This is a genomic window from Roseiarcus sp. (genome assembly GCF_049514155.1).
In the GTDB taxonomy this organism is placed as follows: domain Bacteria; phylum Pseudomonadota; class Alphaproteobacteria; order Rhizobiales; family Beijerinckiaceae; genus Roseiarcus.
Genome location: NZ_JBEKVH010000056.1, coordinates 1 through 21849, shown reverse-complemented (window position 1 = coordinate 21849; position 21849 = coordinate 1). Strand labels below are relative to the sequence as shown.

The window sequence follows — 21849 nt, the reverse complement described above, 5'->3', positions numbered from 1 at the left end:
ACGGTCAGCGCGCGGGTCTGCGCCAGACGGGTGGCGATGTCGGCGCCCAATTCGGCGACCAGCTCGCGCCCGGTCGCGGGCGCATAGCTCGGCGCATGCGGCGAAACGATCACGCGCGGCAGCTGGTCGTCACGCAGGCCCAAGCGCGACGGGATCAGCACCGGAGCCGCCGCCTCGTCGCGGGGCGGGCTCGACCCCAAAACGCGTTCGCCTTGCAAGGCTGCCACCGGCGCCGGCCGTCGCTCGGCGCGAATCTCATGGATGTGGTCGCGCTGACGTCGATATTGCTCGGCGCGCGTCGCGTCGCCGCGTTCCTGATAGGCCTGGATCAGCGCGCGACAGGCGATCTCTTGGCGCGGATCAATTTCCAGAATGCGCGTGGCGGCGACGATCGCCGCCTCTTCGACCGGGCCGTTCGCCTGCGCCGCGACATAGGGCGTCAACGCCGCCTGGAACTCGGCGCGCAGTGTCGCGCGCTCGCGCGCCAGCCAGCTCTCGAGTCCTTCGCCATGGGTGGTCAAGCCGGCGAGCAGGTCGCCGCTATAAGCTTCGCAGACGGTGATGACGTCCAGTTCGGCGGCGGGACTTATCGCCGCCTGAAAGCGGCGCAGATCGATCGACACATTGCGCGGACTGAGGACGATCTCGGAGCTCGTCGTCTCCAACAGCTGCATGCCGGCGGCGATTTCAGCGGCGCGGATGCGAAACAGCAATTGGCGGAGATTGCCGGCTTGCCGGCCGCGATCGACTTTTTCCCAAAGGAAGGCGCCCGCCTCCTCGCGCGAGGCGCGCCCGCCCGGACATTCGAGCTGCAGGTAGGCGAGGAGCGCAAGGCCCAAGCGCGGCAGGCCCGCCGCGTCGTTCGACTTTTCGACGCCGCGCGCCGAGCCTAGGAGGACGACGCTGTTAACGCCGTCTGTCGCTGCCGCGGTTTCGTCCGTCACCAACATTCAACGGTCAATTCCTTCGCAATGAAGTCATAACAAAACCAAGCGGACCAACAACTCTACTGCGACGGTCCTGCGATTCTGTAACGCCATTTGTAACGTATTTCACATCAATGTGATGCCCTAAGAGAGCCCCGGGGCCTGTCGCAGGATCACCCCCAGCCGCTTGCGAAAATCGCTGCGTGAGCCCGCAGGGTCGCCGCCGGCAAAGCATTAACCCCTTTTCTCGCAAGCTCCAGGACCATGTTCGCCCCCGATTTCGCTGCATCCGGCGCTTCCGCGACCGCGCCGCGCCGCATTCTGGCGCTGGCGGCGAGCTTCGCGTTCGGCCTTGCCGTGGCGCTGCTGGCGCGCCGCCTGGCGCCGCAGGCCGCGCCAATCGCCGTCGCCGCGCTCGGCGCGCTCGCAACGATCGCCGCAGCCGGCCTCGCCGCGACTGTGGCGGCGGAGCGTTCGGCGGCCGTCGCCGCCGCCCTCTGCCTCGCCTCGCTCGCCGCCGCGCTCGCGCCAGCCGACGGGAACGCGCTCGAACCGGCTTGCGGCCTGCTTGCGCTCGCCCTCGCCGGCGGCGTCGCCGTTTGGCTCACGCGAGCGATGGCCCGCCGCTCGCCGAATCCGGCCGCGATCGCGACCGTCGTCGCGGCGGCCGCGGCGATCGCCGCCTATGCGCTGATCTATGTCGTCGCCTCGCGCGACCTGATGATCGCCGATTTCGTCCGCTATCGCGAGCTTTCGGTCGCTGTCGCGTCGCTGGCGCAGGCCGGCCGCTGGCCGGAGCTGATCAGCGCATTCCTCGCCTCGATCCAGGACGATTACTCCTGGGCGCCGGCGCTCGCCCCCGGCCTCGCCATGGCGGCGACCGCGCCGCTGTCGCGCTTCGCCTATGAAGCGCCGCTCGTCGTCCTCTACGGCGCGCCGGCGCTCGTCGCGCTCGCGGCGCTGGCGCGCGACCTCGCCCGCCGCGCCGGCCTGCCGCGCAACGCTGCGCCGATTGCGGTTCTGGCGCTCGCCGCCGCCGTCGCCTTCGCCGCTTTCCCGACCGGAATTGCCGTCCTGGCGCGCGGCATGCCCGATATCGGCGGGTTGATCTTCTATGTCGCGGCGCTGCGGCTCAGCGACAAGCTACTGCGATTGCTCGCCTTGCCGCCCGGCCACGACGCGCGCGTCGGCCGCCTCGTGCGCCGCGTCGCGCTGGCGCTGGCGCTCGGCGTCTTCGCCATGGTTCTGTTCCGCCGCTGGTATGCTTTCGCCGCGCTCGGCGTCACGGCGACGCTGGCGGCGGAGGTCGGCGCGGAGGCGCTTCGCGGCGGTCGCGCGTTCCGCTGGCGCGAAGCGATCATGGCCGCTTCGCTTGGCCTGTTGTCGATGCTGGCCTATTTGAGCCCGGCGATCGTCGCCTGGCTGCCCGATCCCGCCGCGCACGACTACGCGGCGATGTACGCCTCCTATCGCAAGCCGAACGCGATCTTTGCCGCCGAACTGCTCGACTGGTGCGGCTGGGCCGTCCCGTCGGCGGCGGTCCTCGGCGCCGCGCTGCTGTTCGCGCGCTCGACCGACCGCCGCCTGCTGCGCCTGACGATCGGCGCGGCGGCGGTCGCCGCGGCGGCGTTCCTGCGAGTCCAGACGCCCTATGTCCACCACCTCTATCTCGTCGCCCCGGCGCTGACCGCGCTTGTCGGCGCGCCGCTGCTGCTGCTCTTCGCGCGCCGCCGCGTCGCCGCGCTCGCAGCGGTCGCGGCGCTCGCCGCCGTGACGCTGACGCCGCTCGCCGCCTGGGCGCCGGCGGGTTTCGCCCCGACCGCGGGACGTCCGCATCCCCCGCGCGCCGATCTCGCCGAACTCGCGCGGCTGAAAGCCTGGGTCGAGGCGCGGGCGCGGCCGGACCATCGCGTCTGCGGACTCGGCTCGAGCTATGCGTTCAGCGGCCAATTGATCGAAGAGTTGTGGCAGCTCGAACCGGTGCGCTCGCCCTTCTACGCCGACGCGCGCGAGCGGCCGAGCGTGACGATGTCGGACGTCGACACGGTCGACGGCCCGCCCAATCCCGCGCTCGAGGCCTGCGCGATCATGCTGGTCGGCGAACCGGTGCAGACCCATCTCGATCCCGACGATCAGCAGACCGTCGTCGTCCCCGCGCAGGAGATGCTCGAAGGCGTTGGGATCGGCGCCCATTACCGGCGCGCGGGCGAGGTCTTCCATCTCGACAACGGCGTCGAAGCTTTGGCGTTCGAGCAGACGTCGCCGCTCGAGGACGCCGACATGGCGGCGCTCGCCGGACGTTGGCGCGCGGCGCGCGCGCGCGGCGCGGGCTTACGCGGCGCGATCGCGCCTTAGCCGCGGCCGCGCTCCAGCCCGAGGACGCGATCGAGCGCGATCCGGCCCGGACCGAAGGTCATGATCGACAGCGCCATCGCCGCCCACGGCAGATGGAAATTGGCCCAGCCGTCGGGCACGGTGAGCTGGATGATCGCCGTCATCGCCAGGATGCCGAGCGCCGCGTAGCGGGTCGCGAACCCGAAGACGAGCAGCACCGGCAGGATGGTCTCGCCGAGCGCCGACAGCGTCGCCATCGTCTCGGGGAACGGAAAGGCATATTCGCCGCCGAACAGATGCAGCTTGAACTCGTCGACGAACAATTGCTGCGCGCCGAAGGAGAGCGTGAGAAAGCCGTCCCATTTCGTCATGCCCGACTTCCAGAACGGCACGGCGAGGGCGAAGCGCAACGCCAGCATGGCGAGCGACATCGGCAGCCAGCCGAACAAGGCCTCGGTCAAGCGAGCGATCGGGTTGGCGCGCATCAGCGGCGCCGAGGGGGCGTCAGCGGTCATGATCGTCAGGGCTCCTTTGAGATCGGGGACTGGAACGCGCCGGCCTCGACGAGGCCGACGAGATGGGCGCCGGGGTCGAAGCCCTCACCGCCGAGCGCCGCGGCTTCGCCGAGGCTCGCGCCGGAAAACAGCGCCGCGGCGAAGGCGAAGCCGCCCGGCGGCAGGACGCGCACGAACACGTCGGCGTCGGGCCGCGTGACCAGCGCCGCCTCGGCCGACCAGGTCTCGGGCGGGCGCGGCTCGCTCTCGCATTGCGAAGCGGCCCAGATCGAGGCGGCGGGGTGGGCGAAGCTGAGCAGCCGCGCCGCCGGATGCGGCCGGAAGCGCAAGGACTCAAACCCGTCAGGCGCGATCGCCGCCAGCGCGTCGAGGCCGAGCGCGCCGGCTTCAGCGGAATGATAGGCCTCGACCCAGGCGTTCTCGAGCCGCGCCACGTCGGCGAGGAAGGGAACCGCGCCGGCGGGCGGAAAGCCGGCGACGAAGCCGGGGAAGCCGTCGCCGTAATGGATCAGCGTCGGCGAGCGCGGCTTTTGCGCCGCGACATAGGCGCCGGCCATGCCGCGGAAGAAATCGTCGCCGACCAGGCGCCGGACGACCGGATAACGCGCCTCCAGCGCGCCGATCAGCGCCACCGCGACATTGTTGCGGTAGACGGCGAAGCGGCGCTCGACCGGCCTTCCGTCGCGCCGTTGCGTCGCCGCGGGGGCGGGTCGCGATGGGTCGACCAGCGCGCGCGCGAAGCTGGCGATCGTCGCCTCAAACGGCATGGCGCAACCCCTTGGCGTTGGCGCTGCGCGCCATCGCCGCATCGGCGCGGCGCGCCTCGGCGGCAAGCACCGGCCATTGCGGAACGTCGTTGTCCCATTCGATCAGCGTCGGCGTCGGGCCCAATCGGCCGATCGTCTCCTGGTAGAGCGCCCACACCGCCGCCCGCACCGGCGAATTGTGGGCGTCGATCAGCAACGGCGCGCCTTGGTCGTCGGTCGCGTCGGCATAGCCGGCGAGATGGATTTCGCCGACATGGCGAAGCGGGAAGGCGGCGAGATAGGCGAAGGGATCGAAGCCGTGGTTGGTCGCGCTGACGTAGACGTTGTTGACGTCGAGCAGCAGGCCGCAGCCGGTGCGGCGCGCGACCTCGGCGAGGAATTCGGTCTCGGCGATCGCGCTGTCGGAAAACTGCACGTAGGTCGAGGGGTTCTCGAGCAGCATCCGCAAGCCGAGCGCCTCTTGGGTCTGGTCGATGTGGCGGCTGACGATGGCCAGCGTCTCGTCGTCGTAGGGCAACGGCAGCAGGTCGGCGAGGAAGCCCTCGTCGTGGCTCGACCAGGCGAGGTGTTCGGAGAACTGCGCCGGCTCATAGCGGCCGATCAGGCCCTCGAGCCGCGCGAGGTGGTCGCGGTCGAGCGGCCTCGGGGACCCGATCGACAGCCCGACCCCATGCAGCGACAGCGGATAGCGGGCGCGGATCGCCTCCAGTCGGCGATGCGGCGGGCCGCCGTCGCCCATGTAGGTCTCGGCGTGGACTTCGAAGAAGCCGACCTCGCGCGGCCCGGCGAGGATCGCCTCGAAATGCTCGGGCTTGAAGCCGACGCCGGCGCGGCCCGGCAAGGGGCCGGCGCCGCGCGTCGAGGCGAGTTTCAGGCCTGTCATGGCGACCTCCGCTGAACCGTCAACGGCGTCTTCGCGGCGCGGCCGCCGCGTGTTACACGGCGCGGGCGGTCCGGCGCGCCCGGAGCGCGACAAAAGGGTCCGCCGGCGGCGTAACAAACCGCGGCGACGGAACGAAGCAGGCATGAGCGAGACACCCGCAGCGGGTCCCGGCGACGACAAGTGGGCGCCGGCCATGCGCGCCGCCCTGGCGGGCGACGAGGCGGCCTATCGGCGGCTGCTCGAGGAGATTGGCCGATCGGTCAGGGCGATGGCGCGCGGCGCCTTCGCCCGCGCCAGGGTCGGCGACGCGGATATCGAGGATGTCGTGCAGGAAACTCTGTTGGCGATCCACCTGAAGCGGGGCACCTGGGACGGCGGGCCCAGGCTCGCGCCGTGGGTCAACGCCATCGCCCGCCACAAGATCATCGACGCGATGCGGCGACGCGGCGTGCGTCGCGCCGAGCCGATCGAGGATTTCGAGGCGGTGCTCGCCGCGCCGGAGAACCCCGACCCGCACATGCGCAGCGACATCGAGCGGGTGATGCTGAAGCTCGCGCCGCGCCAGCGCGACATCGTCACCGCGATCTCGCTCGAAGGCCAGTCGATCGCCGCGACCGCGACGCGCCTGTCGATGAGCGAAGTGGCGGTGCGGGTGGCGCTGCACCGCGCGCTGAAGGCGCTGGCGATCGCCTGGCGGAGCGCGACCCAATGAAGACCGCCGACCTCATCGCCGCGCTCGCCGCCGAACCGCCGCCGCCCCCGCTCCGGCTCGGCCGCCGCGTCGCGCTGGCGCTCGTTCTCGGCGCGGCGATCAGCGCCGCGCTGTTCATGACGGCGCTCGGGCCGCGGCACGATTTTGACGCCGCCGCGCACACCATGCGCTTCGATCTCAAGTTCGTCGACACGCTGGCGCTGCTGCTGCCGAGCGCCTTGCTGGCGATCCGGCTGCTCAGGCCCGAGGCGCGGCCGGGCGCGCTGGTGGCGGCGCTGGTCGCCCCGTTCGTCCTGCTCGGCGGCGCGGTGATCGTCGAGCTCGTCGTGACGCCGTCCGAATTGTGGATGACGCGCCTGGTCGGAACCAACGCCCTGCACTGCCTGACGCTGATCCCGCTGATGTCGATCCCGCCGCTCGCCGCGCTGATCGTCGCGATGCGGGCGGGCGCGCCGAGCCATCCGGCGCTGACCGGCGCCCTCGCCGGCGCGGCGGCGGCCGGCGCCGCGGCGACGATCTACGCCACCAATTGCACCGACGATTCGCCGCTGTTCGTCGCCAGCTGGTATCCGCTGGCGACGCTGATCGTCGTCGCCGCCGGCGCCCTCGCCGGACGCAAATGGCTGCAGTGGTGAGATTGTCGGCGCAGCCGTCGCGCGTTTTCGACGAGCGCTTTCGGCGCTCGCGCGAGCGCTCCCCTTCCACCGCGCTCACGCGGGGTCCCCTCCCCCGCTTTGCGGGGGAGGATGAACGGTCTTACTTCACCAGCGGCTTCAGGATCGCGTCGAGATCGGCCGTCGACAACTCTCCGTCGTAGACCTTGCCGTCGACGACGAAGGTCGGCGTGCCCTGCACCTTCACGTCCTGGACCGCCGCGTTGAGGACCTTGGTGAGCGCGTCGGCCTTCGACTGGTCCTTGAGGCACGCCATCGCCTGATCGTGACTCATCCCGGTCGGGCGCAGCGCCGTGATCAGCGCCTCGAGCGGATTTTCGACGAAGGCCCACTTGTCCTGCTCGGCGAACAGCAGATCGATCGTCGCCAGCGCCTTGTCGTCGCCTTCGCAGCGCGCCAGCACGAAGGCGGCGAGGTCGAGCGGGTTGCGCGAGAACTCGCGGAAAATGAAATGGACCTTGCCGGTGTCGACATAGGCCTTCTGGAAGTCGGGGAAGACGGCGGTGGCGAAAGTGGCGCAATGCGAACAGGTCAGCGAGCCGTATTCGATCATCGTCACGCCGTTGGGATCGCCGAGCGACAGTTCCGCCAGCGGCCCCGGCTGCAGCACCTTCGCCATGTCGACCGTCCCGGCCGGCGTCGGCGCGGCAATGGCGGGCGACAGCGCCAAAGCCAGCGCCGCCGCGGCGGCGAGACGGACGACGGCGGAAGGAAGGAAAGCGATCACAGGGAACTCCGGGGTTGGGGCGCGGCGCATTGAAGCGCCGGGGCGAGCGGAGATTGGACTATTTCCCCCGCCGCCGGCAAGGGCGGCCGCCGACCGTTCGGGCCCGGGGCGCGGCCAGGGCGGCGCGCCTCAGGCCGCGAGCGCGGCCTTGAGGCGGGGCTGGGCGACGGCGACGCCGTGCTGCTCGGCCAAGGCGACAAGCCCGCCGAAGCGGCGCTGCTTCTTCGCCGCATGATTGGTGAAAATGTCGGCGAGTCTGTGGTCGAGGAACGGATTGCGGAAGCGTTCGATGACCGACGCGCGGTAGGCGCGCGCCGCTTCGCCCATGCCGAGCCCGTCGAAGACCGGCAGCACCTCGCGATCGTAGAGGTCGTTGAGCTCGGCGAGCGTGGCCGGGTCGGCGAGCGCCACGCGCACGAATTCGTTCGCCGCGCCGCCGCGCCGGCTCCACAATTCGGCGAGATAGGTGTGGCCGAGATTGAGGATGAACAGCTTCAGCCGCTCGTAGCGTTTGAGATCGTCGGTGACGACGACGCTCGGGTGGCGGCACGGCATGATCAATCCAGGCCGGTTCTCGACCGCCCACAGCGAATAGGGCTCGGCGACCGCGCCCGCGGGCTCCAGCGGCGCCGAGACGATGCGGTCGACCAGCGAATTGACCCATACGCAGTCGTCGCCGAGCCAGCGCAGAAAGGCTTGCGGCAGACTCCAACTTGCCGCCAGGTCCAGCGTCAGCGCCTTCAGACGGTCGCCGTTGCCTTCGATCAGCTCGCAGGGGAACAGCGTCGGCGCCGGGCGGCTGGCGGCGAAGCGGGCGTAGAGCAGCTTGGTGAGCTTGGCGGGAAACGATTTCGGAACGCCGTTGTCGGCCCGATCGGCCGGGTCGAGCTCGTAGCCGCGGTCGCCGGTGTTCGAGACGATCCAGCGCGCGTTGAGGAACAGCTTTTCCGCCGCCGCCCAGTCGGCATTGGCGTCGACGCCGCGGCCGATGCTGTCGACCTCCTCCCATTCGTCGACCGCCGCGCCGCCGACAAGGCCGCGCACATGGATGCGATAGGGGCGACCGGCGTCGAAGAAGGCGACGCGCCGCGCGCTCTCGAGCGACGCCGTCGTCTGGACGACGGCGATCCGCCGCGTCCCCGGCCCGTCGACGAAACCGCGCGCGACAAAATAATCGAAATGGGCCTGAAGGAAGCGGCTCGTGCCGAACTGCAGAATGGGAAAAGGCATCGGTCAGATCTCGATTAGCGCTTTGACGACGCCGCTGGCCGGGTCGAGCCAGTGCGGAAAGACGCGCGCCGCGTCGTCGAGCGAAGCGCGATGGGTGGCGAGCGCCGCGGTCGCGATCGCGCCGGAGCGCAGCGCGGCGAACACGGTCTCGAAGTCGGCCCGCGTCGCGTTGCGGCTGCCGAGCAGCGTCGTCTCGCGTTTATGGAACTCCGGATCGGCGAACGTGATGTCGCCGCGCACGATGCTGACCAGCACGTAACTGCCGCCGTGGGCGACCAGAGTGAAGCCGGCGTTCATCGCCTTCTGCGAGCCGGTGCAGTCGAACACGCAATCGAAGAAATCGCCGCCGGTCAGCGCCGCCAGCCGGTCGCGCGCGCCCTCGCCCGCCTCGATCGCCTGTTCGATGCCGATCGCCTTGCGCGCAAAGGCGAGACGGTCGGCGCGGGTGTCGAGCATCGTCACGTCGCCGCCGCGCGCGCGGGCGAAGATCGCCGTGGCGAGGCCGATCGGGCCGGCGCCGACGACCACGGCCTTCTGGCCGGGCGCCACCGCCCCGCGCCGCGCCGCATGCGCGCCGATGGCGAGGAATTCGGCCATCGCCGCCTCATCGAGGGTGACGCCCTCGGCGTCGATGAGATTGTCCTCCGGCACGGTGAGCCAATCGGCGAAGCCGCCGTCGCTGTGGACGCCGATCACGTTCATGCGCTGGCAGCAATTCGGCTTGCCGCGCCGGCAGGCGACGCAGGCGCCGCAGGCGACATAGGGAAGGACCGTGACCTGTTGGCCGACGTGGAAACGGCTCGGCCCGGCGACCGCCGCGATCTCGCCGCCGAGCTCGTGGCCGATCACGCGCGGATATTCGAAATAGGGCTGCGTGCCCTCGAAAATATGCAGATCGGTGCCGCAAACGCCTGCCCGCTTTATGCGCACCAGCGGCGCGTCCGGCGCGGCGACCGGCGTCGGCCGCTCGACGAGGGCGAGTTTGCGCGGGCTGGGGCAGAGAAGGGCTCTCACGATCGTGATCCGATTTGTCGTGGCACGGGCGATGCTGGCATGTTAGTACCTGCTCGGCCGCCACGGCAAGTTTTACCCTCGGATGGCCTGTTTTCCCCCGCCCTCTCCCGCCACGCGGCGAGGGCAGCTAAGATAAACCGCCGCGGCCAGCCGACGCCCACGCGCCGGATCGGTTCGCGTGTCTATTCCGGCCAAACGCCGCGCAAAGGCGAAGTGGCGGCTTGCGATTGCGCCGGCCGCCCGACTGCGTTGCGCCAATGGAGAATGACGATGGAATACCGACAGTTGGGCAATTCGGGACTGATGATCTCGGAGCTGACGCTGGGAACGATGACCTTTGGCGGCCAGGGCGGCTTCGCCAAGATCGGCGCGGTCTCGCTCGCCGAAGCGCGTCGGCTGATCGACCTCGTCGCCGACGCCGGCGTCAATCTGATCGACACCGCTGACATCTATTCGGCTGGGCTGGCCGAAGAAATTCTCGGCGAGGCGATGGGCGCCAAGCGGCCGCCCGGCATGCTGATCGCCTCCAAGGCGCGCTTCACCATGGGCCCGGGCCCCAACGACAAGGGCCTGTCGCGCTGGCACCTGATCCGCGCCTGCGAGGCGAGCCTCAAGCGGCTGCGCACCGACGTCATCGACCTCTATCAGGTCCACCAGTGGGACGGGCTGACGCCGCTCGAGGAGACGCTCGAGGCGCTCGACAACCTCGTGCGCGCGGGCAAGGTGCGCTACGTCGGCTGCTCCAACTTCTCCGGCTGGCACGTGATGAAGGCGCTCGAGATTGCGCGCCGCGAAGGCCGCATTCCGTTCGTGTCGCAGCAGATCCACTACACGCTGCAGGCGCGCGAAGCCGAATACGAGCTGATCCCGATTTCGATCGACCAGAAGCTCGGCGTGCTGGTGTGGAGCCCGCTCGCCGGCGGCCTGCTGTCGGGCAAGCACCGGCGCAACAAGGCCACGCCCGGCGACACGCGCCTGGCGGCCGGCTGGACGGAGCCGCCGATCGCCGACGAGAACAAGCTGTGGGACATCGTCGACGAGCTCGTCGCCGTCGCCGAAGCGCACAAGGTGTCGGCGGCGCAGATCGCGCTCGCTTGGCTGCTCGGTCGCCCCGCCGTCACCACCGTCATCATCGGCGGACGCACCGAGGCGCAGATCAAGGACAATCTCGGCGCCGCCAACGTCAAGCTGACCGCGGCGGAACGCGCGCGGCTCGACAAGGTCAGTCTGCCGACGCTGCTCTACCCCTATTGGCATCAGGCGCAGACGGCGAACGACCGCCTCGGCCCGGCCGACCTGTCGCTGATCAAGCCGCACTTGAGGTGACGCGACGCGCCATCCTCCCCCGCTTCGCGGGGGAGGGGGACCGCGCGTGAGCGCGGTGGTAGGGACCAGCGCGAAGCGCTGGATGAGGGCGAGTCGCTTTCTCACGCCAGCGCGGCGAGGATCGCCTCGGTCGACCGCACCCGCGCAATCCGCGGCAGGATCGTCTCGATGGCGAAGCGGTGCGCCGCCTCGCCGAGCGATGAGCTTGTCGCGTCCTCGGCGACGACGACCGAATAGCCGAGCTGCCAGGCCTCGCGCGCCGTCTGCTCGACGCCGAGATTGGTGGCGACGCCGGTCAGCACGATCGTGTCGAGCCCGCGGCGCCTCAGCTGCAGATCGAGCTCGGCGCCGTGGAAGGCGCCCCACTGGCGCTTGACGATTTCGATCGCCGCCGGCCACGCCGCGACTTCAGGAACGAAGTCCATCCAGTCGGGCGGACGTGGGCCGCCCGCCATCGGCTGGTCGACCTCCTGCTTGAGCCGGTCGGCGCCGTCGGCCGAGAAGCCGACGTGGACGCGGACGACCAGCCCGCCAGCGCGCGCCAGCGCTTCGGCGAGCCGGGTCGAATTGGCGACCACCGCCGCCGCCGGATGCGGGGCGATCGGCATGCCGAGGACGCCCTTCTGCAGGTCGATCGCCACCAGCGCGGCGCGTTTGAATTCGAGCTTCAGCATTGTCTTTCTTTCCCTCAATCGACAGTCGGGCTTGTCATTCCCGTCATGGTTCTGTCATGGAGTTGCTGTCTCAGCAGAGCGGGCGGCTGGCCGGCGCGTTTCGCGCGCACGAATTCGAGCCGCCGAGGCGCGCCACCATGAATTTTTTCCAGCGGTTCACCTTCCTGTTCTCGGCGCCGATGTTCGACGCCGACGATCTGGAGGGCCTTCGGGTCAACCAGATCATCGCCGCCATCGAACGCATGGGCTTCCAGGTCATCAAGGCGCGACGCCTCGAGGACGCGGAGATCGCCGTGCAGACCGACGCCGCGATCGGCTGCATGGTGGTTGATTGGGGCAAGAAGGGCCTCGAAGGCAAGGCCGCTTCGCTGATCAACCTGATGCGCAAACGCGGCCTGGAAATGCCGATCATGATCCTCGTGCGGCGCAAGCGTTTCGAGGACATCCCGGTCGAAGTGCTCGACTTCATCGACGGCTACGTCTTCCTCGCTGAGGAGACGCCGGAGTTCATCGCCAAGAACCTGGTCTCGCGCCTGAAGCAATACGCCGAAACGCTGAAGACGCCGTTCTTCGGCGCCCTCGTCGACTACGCCGAGGAAGGCAACCAGCTCTGGACCTGCCCCGGCCACAACGGCGGCATCTTCTACTCGCGCAGCCCGATCGGCCGCATCTTCGTCGAACACCTCGGCGAGGCGGTGTTCCGCGACGACCTCGACAATTCGATCCTCGAGCTTGGCGACCTGCTCACCCACGAGGGGCCGGCATTGAAGGCGCAGAAGGAGGCGGCGGCGATCTTCGGGGCCGAGAAGACCTATTTCGTCCTCAACGGCACCTCGACCTCGAACAAGATCGTGCTCGGCAACCTGGTCGCCGAAGACGACCTGGTGCTGTTTGACCGCAACAACCACAAGGCCGCCCATCACGGCGCGCTGCTGATCTGCGGCGGCGTGCCGATCTTCCTGTCGACCGAACGCAACGCCCACGGCCTGATCGGCCCGATTCGCGCCGACGCCTTCGACGAGAAGGCGATCCGCGAAGCGATCCGCGCCAATCCGCTGGTCAAGGACCCGGAGGCATGGAAGCGCGAGCGGCCGTTCCGCGTCGCGGTGATCGAGCAATGCACCTACGACGGCACGATCTACGACGCCGAGCGCATCGTCGAGCGCATCGGCCATTTGTGCGACTACATCCTGTTCGACGAGGCCTGGGCCGGCTTCATGAAATTCCATCCGCTCTACGAGCGGCGATTCGCGATGGGGCTGAAGGGCCTCGACGAGGCCTCGCCGGGGATCGTCGCGACCCAGTCGGCGCACAAGCAGCTCGCGAGCTTTTCGCAGGCCTCGCAGATCCATGTCCGCGACCGCCACATCAAGGGCCAGCAGCGCCGCGTCGAGCATCGCCGCTTCAACGAAGGCTTCATGCAGCACGCCTCGACCTCGCCCTTCTACCCGCTGTTCGCCTCGCTCGACGTCGGCGCGCAGATGATGAAGGGGCGTTCCGGCGAAGTGCTGTGGGACGACACGATCCGGCTCGGCATCGAGCTGCGCAAGAAGCTGCGCGCGGTGAAGCGCGAGTTCGATGAGAAGGAGCGCGATCCGGCGCGGCGCTGGTTCTTCGACCCGTTCGTGCCCGACCGCGTCGCCATTCCCGACGTCGCCAACCAAGGCGCGGCCCATGTCGTGGCGTGGGAGAGCGTGTCGACCGATCTGCTGGCGCGCGACGCGCGCTATTGGGAGCTCGCGCCGGGCGAGGCCTGGCACGGCTTCGGCGGGTTGGAGCCAGGCTTCGCCATCACCGATCCGGCCAAGCTGACGCTGCTGACGCCGGGCTTCGACCGCAAAACCGGCGCCTACGAGGCGCACGGCGTGCCGGCGCCGGTGGTGGCGCAATATCTGCGCGAGAACCGGGTCGTGCCGGAGAAGAACGACCTCAACTCGCTGCTGTTCCTGCTCACGCCGGGCGTCGAATCGAGCAAGGCCGGCACACTGGTGTCGTCGCTGGTGGCGTTCAAGCGCCTGCACGACGACAACGCGCTGCTCGACGACCTGATGCCGGAATTCGTCGCGCGGCGGCCGGCGCGCTATCACGGCAAACGGTTGCGCGACCTTTGCGGCGAAATGCACGGCTTCTTCCGCGAGGCCGATGTCAGCGGCCTGCAGCGGGCGCAGTTCAAGGCCGATCACCTGCCGGAAATGGTGATGACGCCGCGCGCGGCCTCGCGCCATCTGGTGCGCAACAATGTCGACTACGTGACGCTCGACGCGCTCGAAGGGCGGATCGCGACGACGCTGTTCGTCGTCTATCCGCCCGGCATCGCGACGATCGTTCCGGGCGAGCGGCTCGGCCCGCGGACGCGGCCGATGATCGACTATCTCAAGACCTTCGAGCGCGCCGCCAATCTCTTCCCCGGCTTCGAGTCCGAAATCCAGGGCCTCTACCGGGAAGTCGACGACAAGGGCGCGATCCGCTTCCGCACCTACGTCGTGAAGGAGTGACTCCTTCGCCCCTTGCGCAACGCCGCGTCTTGCGCCATCTGGCTCGCCGATGACCGCCACCCGTTCGCCCGCTCCCGACCTCACCCCGCCGCTCGCCCAGCCGTCCGTCTTCGTGCGCCCGTCGCGCGAGGCCGACGTTCCGGCGATGCTGGCGATCTATCTCCATCACATCCGCAACGGCGTCGATCCCAACTACGACGGCGACAGCGACGCGCCCGACGCCGACGACCTCAAGCGCCGCCGCAAGAACATGCAGCGCGGCCGGCTGCCGCATGTCGTCGCCGAGCAGGCGGGCGAAGTGGTCGGCTACGCCTACGCCGTGCCGTTCCGCAAGCGGCCCGCCTACCGCTACACGGTCAAGCATTCGATCTACGTCCGCAACGACCGCCTCGGCCGCGGCATCGGCCGCATGCTGCTCGCCGCCTTGGTCGACGCCTGCGCCGCGGGCGGCTATCGCCAGATGATCGGCTACATCGACGGCGCCAACGAGGCGTCGTTCAGGCTGCACAAGTCGTTCGGCTTCCATGAGGTCGGACGGCTGCCGTCGGTCGGCTACAAGTTCGGCCATTGGACCGACTCGGTGATGATGCAGCGCTCGCTCGGCCTCGGCGCCAGCGCGCCGCCGGAGCGGTGAGGCGGCCCCCGTCAGGTCGTCGCCAGCTCGCGCAGCAGCTTCCAGGTGTAGAGCCCGGTGTCGTGGCCGTCGCTGAAGGCGAAGCGCGCCGCATAATTGCCGATCGTCTCGACGCCGACGATCGTCACCCCGGCGGGCGCTTCGCTCTTGTCGGCGCTCGGGGTCGCCGCCCGCAGCCGCTCGGCGGCGATGTCGACCATCATCCCGCCGTCGTAGCTCACCCGCAGCACGCGGCCGCCCTCACGCAGGCGCAGTTCGGTCGGAGTGGGGTCGGGCGTCTGGTCAGGCATGAAAGACTCCTCGATCCTTCGACGAAGCGCCGCTGTCCTTGTCGACGCGCTCGGCGAGCGCGTCGCGCGGCCAACGGCCGCGGCCTGCAGCGCCTGCGGCGCGCGCCCCTCATCCGGCCGGCTGACGCCGGCTGCCTTCCCCCGCAAGGGGGGAAGGATTCACTCGATCACGATGCGCGGCGCGGCGCGCTGGGCGGCGCCGGCGAACAGGGCCTCGCGCACGCGCTCGGCGACGGCGAGATAGGCTTTGGCCTGCGGGCTCGCCGGCGCGCTGACGACGATCGGCGCGCCGCCATCCGACGTCTCGCGAATCGTCATGTCGAGCGGAATCTCGCCGAGGAACGGCGCGCCATGCGCCTCGGCCTCGTGACGGGCGCCGCCGTGGGCGAAGATGTCGGAGCGGCCGCCGCAATGCGGGCAGATGAAATAGCTCATGTTCTCGACCACGCCGATGAGCGGCACGTTGACCTGCCGGAACATCGCCATGCCGCGGCGCGCGTCGATCAGCGACAGATCCTGCGGCGTCGAGACGATCACCGCGCCCGACAGCGGCACGTTCTGCGCCATCGTCAATTGCGCGTCGCCGGTGCCCGGCGGCATGTCGACGACCAGCACGTCGAGTTCGCCCCATTCGACCTCGCGCAGAAACTGGTTCAGCGCCGACATCACCATCGGCCCGCGCCACACCACCGCGGCGTTCTCGTCGACCAGGAAGCCGATCGACATCAGTTTGACGCCGAACGCCTCCATCGGCTTCAGCTTCTGGCCGTCGGGCGCGAGATCGGGCTTGCCGCTTACGCCGAACAGCCGCGGCATCGACGGACCGAACACGTCGGCGTCGAGCACGCCGACTTTCAGTCCGAGCGCGGCGAGGCCGAGCGCGAGATTGCAGGCGGTGGTCGACTTGCCGACGCCGCCCTTGCCCGAGGCGACCGCAATGATCTTGGCGACGCCGGGGATCGCCCGCGTTTCCGGCCCCCGTCGATGCGCATGGCCGCCCGCCGCCGCCGGCGCCGGCGCGCCCTCGCTCTCGGCGGTCAGCGTCACCAGCGCCGAGGCGACGCCGGCAAGCGCCTTGATCCGCGCCTCGGCGGCGGCGCGCATCCCCTCCAATTCGCGCGCCCGCGCCGGATGGACGCGAATGGCGACGAAGACCTTGCCGTCGCGGATCGTCACGCCGTCGATCGCGCCCGATTGGTTGAGCGGCGTCTTGCCGTCCGGCCCCGGCACGGAAGCGAGCGCGGCGAGAATGTCGTCTTTGCTGAGCATGATGCGGATTGGTCCCCGGACGCGCGCCCCCTCATGGCGCGGCCCCTCGCTTTTCGCCCCTGCGATGAACCAAATCGCCGCCGGGCGCAAGCGCCGCCCTTTCAACGCTTTGACGACGTTCCACATTCCCGCTACGCAGGGCGATTAACCGGGTGACGCGCATTCTCGCTCAAACGCCCCCTCGCTCGCGCCCGCGGCGCGAAATCCTCGGCGCCCGGCTGACGCTGGCGACGCCGGCGCTGCTGCCCGAGCTTCGTCTCTACCGCGCCGGCCCGGCGAGCGGTCTTGCCCGGCTCGCCTCGGGCGGCGGCGCGCCCTATTGGGCCTATCCCTGGGCCGGCGGCCTGGCGCTGGCGCGCTATCTGCTCGATCATCCCGAGACCGTGGCGGGAAAGCGCGTCCTCGATCTCGGCGCGGGCGGCGGGCTGGTCGCGATCGCGGCGATGAAGGCGGGCGCGCGCCAGGCGACCGCGATCGACGTCGACCCCGACGCGATGGCCGCGATCGCGCTCAACGCCGAGGCCAACGCGGTCGCGGTCGAAGCCGTCTGCGGCGATCCGCTCGACGGGCCCGCGCCCGACGTCGATCTCGTCCTGGTCGGCGACCTGTTCTACGAGGCGGGACTCGCGGCGCGCGCGACCGCATTTCTCGATCGCTGCCGCCTGGCCGGAATCGCCGCGCGGATCGGCGACCCGGGACGCGCGCCGCTGCCGCGCGCGCGGCTCAGCCTTCTCGCCGAATACCGGCTCGCCGATTTCGGCGATGCGCCGGACGCGACGGCGACGGCGAGCGCCGTCTTCGCCTTTGTTTGAGGAGGGGCGCGGCTTGGCCGACGTGACGCTCGACCTGCGCGGACTCCATTGCCCGCTGCCGATCCTGCGCGCCAGGAAGACGCTCAGCGCGCTGCCGCCGGGAAGCGCGCTCGAAGTCTTCGCCGACGACCCGCTGAGCCCGATCGACTTCGAAGCCTTCTGCCAGGCGAGCGGCGACGCGCTGGTCGAAAGCGACGAGCGCGACGGCGTCTTCCGCTTCCTCATCCGCCGCGCCGGCTGACGCCCACAGTGGCGCGGGCCTCCGCGCCCGCAGCGGCGCCGCGGCCCGGGACGGCCGCGCCACGGCGCGAGCCCCGGCTAACCCTGCGGCGACAAGCGCCTTTATCCCGCGCGCCTGCGGAGGCATTGTCAGGCCTTCCCGGTCCGCAAGCTCCAGCCGAGGCAAGCCGCTCATGTCCGAATGGTCGCAGACGTTCACTTTCTATGAAGGCCGCTGGATCGAGGGCAATCCGCCGATTCTGGGCCCGCGCGACCACGCCTTCTGGCTCGCCTCCAGCGTGTTCGACGGCGCGCGCGCTTTTGAGGGCGTCGCGCCCGATCTCGACCGCCATTGCGCGCGGGTCAATCATTCCGCCAAGACGATGTGGCTGAAGCCGACGATGACGGCGGAGGCGATCGAGCAGCTCGCCTGGGACGGGATCAAGAAGTTCGCGCCGGGGACTGAGCTCTATATCCGGCCGATGTATTGGGCCGAGCGCAACGGGCCGGGCTCGGTGCCGCCCGACCCGGAATCGACCAAGTTCCTGCTGACCATCTACGAGGCGGCGCTGAGCGATCTTTCGGGTATCGCGATCACCCGCTCGCGCTACGCCAAGCCGCTGGCGATCACGATGCCGATCGACGCCAAGGCCGGCTGCCTCTATCCCAACAATGCGCGGGCGCTGATGGAAGCGCGTTCGCGCGGTTTCGACAATTGCCTGCTCGCCGACATGCTGGGCAATGTCGCCGAGCTCGCCACCGCCAATGTTTTCCTGGCGCGCGACGGGATCGTCATGACGCCCGCCGTCAACGGCTCGTTCCTCAACGGGGTCACCCGCCAGCGGGTGCTGAAGCTGCTCAAGGCCGACGGAATCGAGGCGCACGAGACGACGCTCGCCTTCGCCGATTTCGATTCCGCCGACGAAATCTTCGTCGTCGGCAATTACGGCAAGGTCTCGCCGGTCAAGCGCATCGAGAGCCGCAGCCTGCAGCCCGGCCCCCTCTTCCGCCGCGCCCGCCAACTCTATTGGGACTTCGCCCACTCGAAGTGAAGCCGGCGCCTTTGTAGGCGCGGCCGCTGGCCGCGCCGGCCGCGCTCAGCGCGCGCGACTACAAAAGAGGCGCACGGCGCGGCGAAGCCCTTGCCGCCCGCGGCGAGCCGGCCTTCTATGCGACCCTGAACCTCCTTGGCTTCGCCATGATCCGCCCCGCCGTCCTCGTCGCGCTCGCCTCGCTGCTGCTGCTCGCCGGCCTCGGGCCCGGGCGCGCCGCCGCGCCGCAGACGAGCGTCCCTTACGCGTTGCTGGTCGACTTCGACAGCGGCGCGACCTTGTTCGCCAAGAACGCCGACGCGCCGATGTCGCCGGCGTCGACGACGAAGATCCTCACCGCCGAGGTCGTCTTCCGCGCCATTGTCGAAGGCCGGCTGAGGCTCGACGATTCCGCGCCGATCTCGCCGCGCGCGGCGCGCGAGGGCGACGCCGAATCCGGCGGCTCCAGCATGTTCGCTCAGGCCGGCTCGCTCGTCCGCGTCGACGATCTTCTGCGCGGTCTCGTCATCGCCTCGGGCAACGACGCCGCGATCGCCTTGGCCGAGCGCGTCGCCGGCTCGGAAGAAGCCTTCGTCGCCTTGATGAACCAGCGCGCCCGCGAGTTGGGGATGACCCGCTCGCATTTCGCCAACGCCTGGGGCGAGGGCAGTCCGCGGCAGACCGTGACCGCGCGCGACATGGCGCGCCTCGCCGCCTATGTGATCCGCACGTATCCGCAGTTCTACCCGTATTTCGGCGAGCCCGAGTTCGTCTGGAACGGCGTCCGCCAGCCGAACCGCAACCCGCTGCTCGCCATGGCGATCGGCGCCGACGGGGTGAAGACCGGCCATCTCGGCCAAAGCGGCTTCGGCCTGGTCGGCTCGGCCGTCCAGGGCGGCCGCAGGTTGATCCTGGTCCTCAACGGCGCCCGCACCGAAGACGAACGCGCCCGCGAAGCGCGCCGGCTGCTGGAATGGGGCTTTCAGGCGGCCGGGCGGTAGTGAGGCGCGCCGCGGCGCCTGGCGCGATCAATCTCCCGCGGCGCCTTCGCAACCAGCGGTTGGTCGACGCGGAAGCGGCCGGTCGATCCGACGCGCCAAAGCGTAAATGGCCACCGCGGCGGCCGCAAAGCCCGAAGCCGCGCCGACGCCGAGCGCCCAGCGCGGCCCGAAAGCGTCCGCCACCCAGCCGACGATCGGCGCCCCGATCGGCGTGCCGCCGAGCGCAACGCCGACGCGCAGCGCCATCACCCGTCCACGCATGGCGGGCTCGGTGGAGAGTTGCATCAGGCTGTTGGTCGTGTTGGTCAGCGTCAAGGCGGCCGCGCCGATGACGACGAGCGCGCCGGCGAAGACCCAATAGTTCGGGGCGAGCGCGGCCAATCCGCAACCGAGTCCGAACGCGCCGGCGCCGACCAGCAGCAGGCTGAACCGCGGCTTTTCACGGCTCGCGCCCATCAGCGCGCCCGCCACCGTGCCGATCGCCATGATCGACGACAGCAGGCCATAGCCGCGGGCGTCGGCGTGGAAAATGCCGACCGCCATGGTCGCGATGAAGATCGAGAAGTTCAGGCCGAAGGTGCCGATCAAGAATAGAATCGCCAGGATCATCATGAGATCGGCGCGACCCCAGACATAGCGGAACCCCTCGGTGAAGCTCCCCTTGGCGCTGCGAGCCCTTGCATTCGGGCGAAGCTCGGAAAGACGCAGTGAGGTCAGAGAGATCAGCACCGCGACAAAAGAGACGCCGTTGATCAGAAAGGCCCAGCCGGTCCCGATCGCAGCGATGACCACCCCAGCGGCAGCCGGGCCGATCATCCGCGCGGCGTTGAACGAGGTCGAGTTGAGCGAAACCGCGTTGTGCAGATCCGCGTCGCCCACCAGTTCCGCGACGAAGGTCTGGCGCACCGGCGCATCGAACGCCGCCGCGCCGCCGAACAGGAAGGCGAAGACGTAGACATGCCAGAGTTGGACGGCGCCAGTCACGGTGAGGAGGCCCAGCGCCAGCGCGAGGCCGCCCATCGTCGCCTGTGTGGCGATCAGCAGCCTGCGTTGATTGAAATGGTCGGCGGCGAAGCCCGTCCAGGGCAGGAGAAGCAACTGCGGCCCGAACTGCAGCGCCATGACCAGGCCGACGGCCGACGCGTCGTGATCGGTGAGTTGGGTGAACACCAGCCAGTTCTGGGCCGTCCGCTGCACCCAGGTGCCGACATTGGAGACGAAGGCGCCGGCCGTCCAGACTCGATAGTTGAAGCCGCGCAGGGACCGGAAGACGCCGGTGAAGGGCGTCGTCATCGACGCTCCGGCGCATTGCCGCCGTTGAAGCGGCCGAACCCTCGCGCCGAAACAAGCGCCATCGTCAGCGCGCCCAAGCCGAGCGCGACGACGTCGCTGGTGGCCCTGAGGTCGAAATCGCCGACGCGGCAGACCAGGACATAGCCGACGACGAGATTGAAAAGGCCCCACAGCGCGTTGATCGTCGACGAGGAGAGGCCCTGCCCCGGCGGCTTGGCGAACGGGGTCTGGAACGGCTTGCCCATCATGCCGCTGACGAAATGCGGGATCGCGTTGGCGAGAAAGGCGCCGCCAAAGACATAGGCCACGAGCGAAAACCAAGGCATTTCAGGCGCTCCTTTTCGGCAGCAGATCGATGATGTCCTGGCTCGTCCCGGTTTCGCCGAGCCGCGGGAAAATGTTGCTGATGCTGTAGTCGTGAGCCTCGGGACGCCTGTCGGTCATGGCGTCGATGGCGAGGGTGACGTTGAAGCCTTGCTCGTAGGCCTGGCGCGCGGTCGATTCGACGCCGGTTGCGGTGGCGACGCCGGCGATCGCCACCTGGGTGACGCCCCGCGCTTTCAACTGGGCTTCGAGGTCGGTGCTGGCGAACGCGCCCCAGGTCCGCTTCGTCACGACGATGTCGTCGGGTTGTCGGTTCAGCTCCGGGATGAGGTCGCTCCATCCTTCCGGACGGGGACCGGTTGGACGCGGCTGTTCCGTTCGCCCCGGCGCCCCGCCGACGACGTTGACCAGCGCCACCGGCAGGCCGCGCGCGCGGAAGGCGTCGGCCAGCGCGCAGGCCCGCGCAATGACCGCGTCGATCGGATGAACGAGAGGCAGGCCGACGACGCCCTTTTGCAGGTCGACGACGATCAGGGCGGTCTTGGGGTCGAGCATGGTCAGCGCCACGGGCATATCCCTTGAATTTGACGACGGGCGGCCGGGTGGACGCCGCCGAAACGCGCTCAGTCGTCGATGAGCCGCTTGAGCAATGCGACAGACGTCGCGAGTTCGGCTTGTTCCTGCCGGGAAAGCCGGGTC

23 protein-coding genes are annotated in these 21849 nt (G+C 69.7%); 10 read left to right on the top strand and 13 right to left on the bottom strand.

Annotated elements, in window-relative coordinates:
* The coding region (locus ABSF49_RS10310; RefSeq protein WP_424112566.1) for an AfsR/SARP family transcriptional regulator at window positions 1-950 on the bottom strand (950 nt) is incomplete at its 3' end.
* Between the two features lie 240 nt (window positions 951-1190).
* Here ABSF49_RS10310 and ABSF49_RS10305 point away from each other — a divergent pair.
* Window positions 1191-3281: a hypothetical protein gene (locus tag ABSF49_RS10305; protein WP_424112565.1), complete on the top strand. Its 2091-nt coding sequence runs from the start codon at window positions 1191-1193 to the stop codon at window positions 3279-3281.
* Here the strand turns inward: ABSF49_RS10305 and ABSF49_RS10300 are convergent.
* From ABSF49_RS10300 to bufB, 3 genes are read right to left on the bottom strand one after another with little or no spacing between them, the layout of a single operon-like run.
* Window positions 3278-3775: a DoxX family protein gene (locus tag ABSF49_RS10300; protein ID WP_424112564.1), complete on the bottom strand. Its 498-nt coding sequence runs from the start codon at window positions 3773-3775 to the stop codon at window positions 3278-3280. The two genes, ABSF49_RS10305 and ABSF49_RS10300, sit on opposite strands and share 4 nt — an antisense overlap.
* 5 nt (window positions 3776-3780) lie before the next feature.
* Window positions 3781-4542 (bottom strand): HvfC/BufC N-terminal domain-containing protein, encoded by a 762-nt coding sequence (locus ABSF49_RS10295; RefSeq protein WP_424112563.1) that lies wholly within the window; start codon window positions 4540-4542, stop codon window positions 3781-3783.
* Window positions 4532-5425, bottom strand: coding sequence for an MNIO family bufferin maturase (bufB, locus tag ABSF49_RS10290; RefSeq protein ID WP_424112562.1), 894 nt, complete (start codon window positions 5423-5425; stop codon window positions 4532-4534). The genes ABSF49_RS10295 and bufB overlap by 11 nt, the downstream gene beginning before the upstream one ends.
* A gap of 142 nt (window positions 5426-5567) precedes the next feature.
* Between bufB and ABSF49_RS10285 the strand changes: the two genes are divergently transcribed.
* Both ABSF49_RS10285 and ABSF49_RS10280 read left to right on the top strand, forming a co-directional pair.
* Window positions 5568-6137 carry a sigma-70 family RNA polymerase sigma factor gene (locus ABSF49_RS10285; RefSeq protein WP_424112561.1) on the top strand — a complete coding sequence of 190 codons (570 nt, stop codon included), beginning with the start codon at window positions 5568-5570 and terminating at the stop codon, window positions 6135-6137.
* The gene (locus ABSF49_RS10280; RefSeq protein ID WP_424112560.1) at window positions 6134-6772 is read left to right on the top strand and encodes an NrsF family protein; all 639 of its coding nucleotides are present in this window, start codon (window positions 6134-6136) and stop codon (window positions 6770-6772) included. The genes ABSF49_RS10285 and ABSF49_RS10280 overlap by 4 nt, the downstream gene beginning before the upstream one ends.
* Window positions 6773-6893: 121 nt before the next feature.
* Here the strand turns inward: ABSF49_RS10280 and ABSF49_RS10275 are convergent, their stop codons facing one another.
* From ABSF49_RS10275 to ABSF49_RS10265, 3 genes are all read right to left on the bottom strand, one after another.
* Window positions 6894-7538: a DsbA family protein gene (locus ABSF49_RS10275; protein WP_424112559.1), complete on the bottom strand. Its 645-nt coding sequence runs from the start codon at window positions 7536-7538 to the stop codon at window positions 6894-6896.
* A gap of 129 nt (window positions 7539-7667) precedes the next feature.
* Window positions 7668-8768 carry a mannitol dehydrogenase family protein gene (locus ABSF49_RS10270; protein ID WP_424112558.1) on the bottom strand — a complete coding sequence of 367 codons (1101 nt, stop codon included), beginning with the start codon at window positions 8766-8768 and terminating at the stop codon, window positions 7668-7670.
* 3 nt (window positions 8769-8771) lie between these two features.
* On the bottom strand, window positions 8772-9782 hold the full coding sequence (locus ABSF49_RS10265) for a zinc-binding alcohol dehydrogenase family protein (RefSeq protein WP_424112557.1): 1011 nt from the start codon (window positions 9780-9782) through the stop codon (window positions 8772-8774).
* 270 nt (window positions 9783-10052) lie between these two features.
* Between ABSF49_RS10265 and ABSF49_RS10260 the strand changes: the two genes are divergently transcribed.
* A complete protein-coding gene (locus ABSF49_RS10260; protein WP_424112556.1) occupies window positions 10053-11108 on the top strand; it encodes an aldo/keto reductase in 1056 nt (351 codons plus the stop codon).
* 101 nt (window positions 11109-11209) lie between these two features.
* Here the strand turns inward: ABSF49_RS10260 and ABSF49_RS10255 are convergent, their stop codons facing one another.
* Entirely contained in the window at window positions 11210-11782 is a 573-nt protein-coding gene (locus ABSF49_RS10255; RefSeq protein WP_424112555.1) for a hydrolase, read from the bottom strand.
* A 137-nt stretch (window positions 11783-11919) separates the two neighbouring features.
* Here ABSF49_RS10255 and ABSF49_RS10250 point away from each other — a divergent pair, with 137 nt between their 5' ends.
* Window positions 11920-14277 (top strand): Orn/Lys/Arg family decarboxylase, encoded by a 2358-nt coding sequence (locus ABSF49_RS10250; RefSeq protein ID WP_424112554.1) that lies wholly within the window; start codon window positions 11920-11922, stop codon window positions 14275-14277.
* Window positions 14278-14326: 49 nt separating this feature from the next.
* Window positions 14327-14911, top strand: coding sequence for a GNAT family N-acetyltransferase (locus ABSF49_RS10245; RefSeq protein WP_424112553.1), 585 nt, complete (start codon window positions 14327-14329; stop codon window positions 14909-14911).
* Window positions 14912-14922: 11 nt separating this feature from the next.
* Here the strand turns inward: ABSF49_RS10245 and ABSF49_RS10240 are convergent, their stop codons facing one another.
* Both ABSF49_RS10240 and ABSF49_RS10235 read right to left on the bottom strand, forming a co-directional pair.
* Window positions 14923-15201, bottom strand: coding sequence for a gamma-butyrobetaine hydroxylase-like domain-containing protein (locus tag ABSF49_RS10240; protein ID WP_424112552.1), 279 nt, complete (start codon window positions 15199-15201; stop codon window positions 14923-14925).
* Window positions 15202-15360: 159 nt separating this feature from the next.
* Window positions 15361-16470 carry an Mrp/NBP35 family ATP-binding protein gene (locus ABSF49_RS10235; protein ID WP_424112551.1) on the bottom strand — a complete coding sequence of 370 codons (1110 nt, stop codon included), beginning with the start codon at window positions 16468-16470 and terminating at the stop codon, window positions 15361-15363.
* Window positions 16471-16622: 152 nt separating this feature from the next.
* Here ABSF49_RS10235 and ABSF49_RS10230 point away from each other — a divergent pair, with 152 nt between their 5' ends.
* From ABSF49_RS10230 to ABSF49_RS10215, 4 genes are all read left to right on the top strand, one after another.
* On the top strand, window positions 16623-17282 hold the full coding sequence (locus tag ABSF49_RS10230; RefSeq protein WP_424112550.1) for a class I SAM-dependent methyltransferase: 660 nt from the start codon (window positions 16623-16625) through the stop codon (window positions 17280-17282).
* A 22-nt stretch (window positions 17283-17304) separates the two neighbouring features.
* The gene (locus ABSF49_RS10225; RefSeq protein WP_424112567.1) at window positions 17305-17523 is read left to right on the top strand and encodes a sulfurtransferase TusA family protein; all 219 of its coding nucleotides are present in this window, start codon (window positions 17305-17307) and stop codon (window positions 17521-17523) included.
* A gap of 172 nt (window positions 17524-17695) precedes the next feature.
* A complete protein-coding gene (locus ABSF49_RS10220; RefSeq protein ID WP_424112549.1) occupies window positions 17696-18553 on the top strand; it encodes a branched-chain amino acid aminotransferase in 858 nt (285 codons plus the stop codon).
* Window positions 18554-18699: 146 nt separating this feature from the next.
* Complete coding sequence (locus tag ABSF49_RS10215; RefSeq protein ID WP_424112548.1) at window positions 18700-19533, top strand: D-alanyl-D-alanine carboxypeptidase family protein; 834 nt, start codon at window positions 18700-18702, stop codon at window positions 19531-19533.
* A gap of 27 nt (window positions 19534-19560) precedes the next feature.
* Here the strand turns inward: ABSF49_RS10215 and ABSF49_RS10210 are convergent, their stop codons facing one another.
* The 3 genes from ABSF49_RS10210 to ABSF49_RS10200 are packed head-to-tail and all read right to left on the bottom strand — an operon-like array spanning window position 19561 to window position 21717.
* Window positions 19561-20826 (bottom strand): MFS transporter, encoded by a 1266-nt coding sequence (locus ABSF49_RS10210; protein ID WP_424112547.1) that lies wholly within the window; start codon window positions 20824-20826, stop codon window positions 19561-19563.
* Complete coding sequence (locus tag ABSF49_RS10205; RefSeq protein ID WP_424112546.1) at window positions 20823-21152, bottom strand: hypothetical protein; 330 nt, start codon at window positions 21150-21152, stop codon at window positions 20823-20825. Before ABSF49_RS10205 ends, ABSF49_RS10210 begins: the two co-directional genes overlap by 4 nt.
* A 1-nt stretch (window position 21153) precedes the next feature.
* A complete protein-coding gene (locus tag ABSF49_RS10200) occupies window positions 21154-21717 on the bottom strand; it encodes an isochorismatase family protein (RefSeq protein WP_424112545.1) in 564 nt (187 codons plus the stop codon).
* Between the last annotated feature and the right edge of the window lie 132 nt (window positions 21718-21849).

Excerpts from the sequence above, each read along its gene's own strand:
- ABSF49_RS10305 (WP_424112565.1), top strand. The coding sequence starts at position 1,191 with ATGTTCGCCCCCGATTTCGCTGCATCCGGCGCTTCCGCGACCGCGCCG.
- ABSF49_RS10300 (WP_424112564.1), bottom strand. The coding sequence starts at position 3,775 with ATGACCGCTGACGCCCCCTCGGCGCCGCTGATGCGCGCCAACCCGATC.
- ABSF49_RS10295 (WP_424112563.1), bottom strand. The coding sequence starts at position 4,542 with ATGCCGTTTGAGGCGACGATCGCCAGCTTCGCGCGCGCGCTGGTCGAC.
- bufB (WP_424112562.1), bottom strand. The coding sequence starts at position 5,425 with ATGACAGGCCTGAAACTCGCCTCGACGCGCGGCGCCGGCCCCTTGCCG.
- ABSF49_RS10285 (WP_424112561.1), top strand. The coding sequence starts at position 5,568 with ATGAGCGAGACACCCGCAGCGGGTCCCGGCGACGACAAGTGGGCGCCG.
- ABSF49_RS10280 (WP_424112560.1), top strand. The coding sequence starts at position 6,134 with ATGAAGACCGCCGACCTCATCGCCGCGCTCGCCGCCGAACCGCCGCCG.
- ABSF49_RS10270 (WP_424112558.1), bottom strand. The coding sequence starts at position 8,768 with ATGCCTTTTCCCATTCTGCAGTTCGGCACGAGCCGCTTCCTTCAGGCC.
- ABSF49_RS10260 (WP_424112556.1), top strand. The coding sequence starts at position 10,053 with ATGGAATACCGACAGTTGGGCAATTCGGGACTGATGATCTCGGAGCTG.
- ABSF49_RS10255 (WP_424112555.1), bottom strand. The coding sequence starts at position 11,782 with ATGCTGAAGCTCGAATTCAAACGCGCCGCGCTGGTGGCGATCGACCTG.
- ABSF49_RS10250 (WP_424112554.1), top strand. The coding sequence starts at position 11,920 with ATGAATTTTTTCCAGCGGTTCACCTTCCTGTTCTCGGCGCCGATGTTC.
- ABSF49_RS10245 (WP_424112553.1), top strand. The coding sequence starts at position 14,327 with ATGACCGCCACCCGTTCGCCCGCTCCCGACCTCACCCCGCCGCTCGCC.
- ABSF49_RS10240 (WP_424112552.1), bottom strand. The coding sequence starts at position 15,201 with ATGCCTGACCAGACGCCCGACCCCACTCCGACCGAACTGCGCCTGCGT.
- ABSF49_RS10235 (WP_424112551.1), bottom strand. The coding sequence starts at position 16,470 with ATGCTCAGCAAAGACGACATTCTCGCCGCGCTCGCTTCCGTGCCGGGG.
- ABSF49_RS10220 (WP_424112549.1), top strand. The coding sequence starts at position 17,696 with ATGTCCGAATGGTCGCAGACGTTCACTTTCTATGAAGGCCGCTGGATC.
- ABSF49_RS10215 (WP_424112548.1), top strand. The coding sequence starts at position 18,700 with ATGATCCGCCCCGCCGTCCTCGTCGCGCTCGCCTCGCTGCTGCTGCTC.
- ABSF49_RS10210 (WP_424112547.1), bottom strand. The coding sequence starts at position 20,826 with ATGACGACGCCCTTCACCGGCGTCTTCCGGTCCCTGCGCGGCTTCAAC.
- ABSF49_RS10205 (WP_424112546.1), bottom strand. The coding sequence starts at position 21,152 with ATGCCTTGGTTTTCGCTCGTGGCCTATGTCTTTGGCGGCGCCTTTCTC.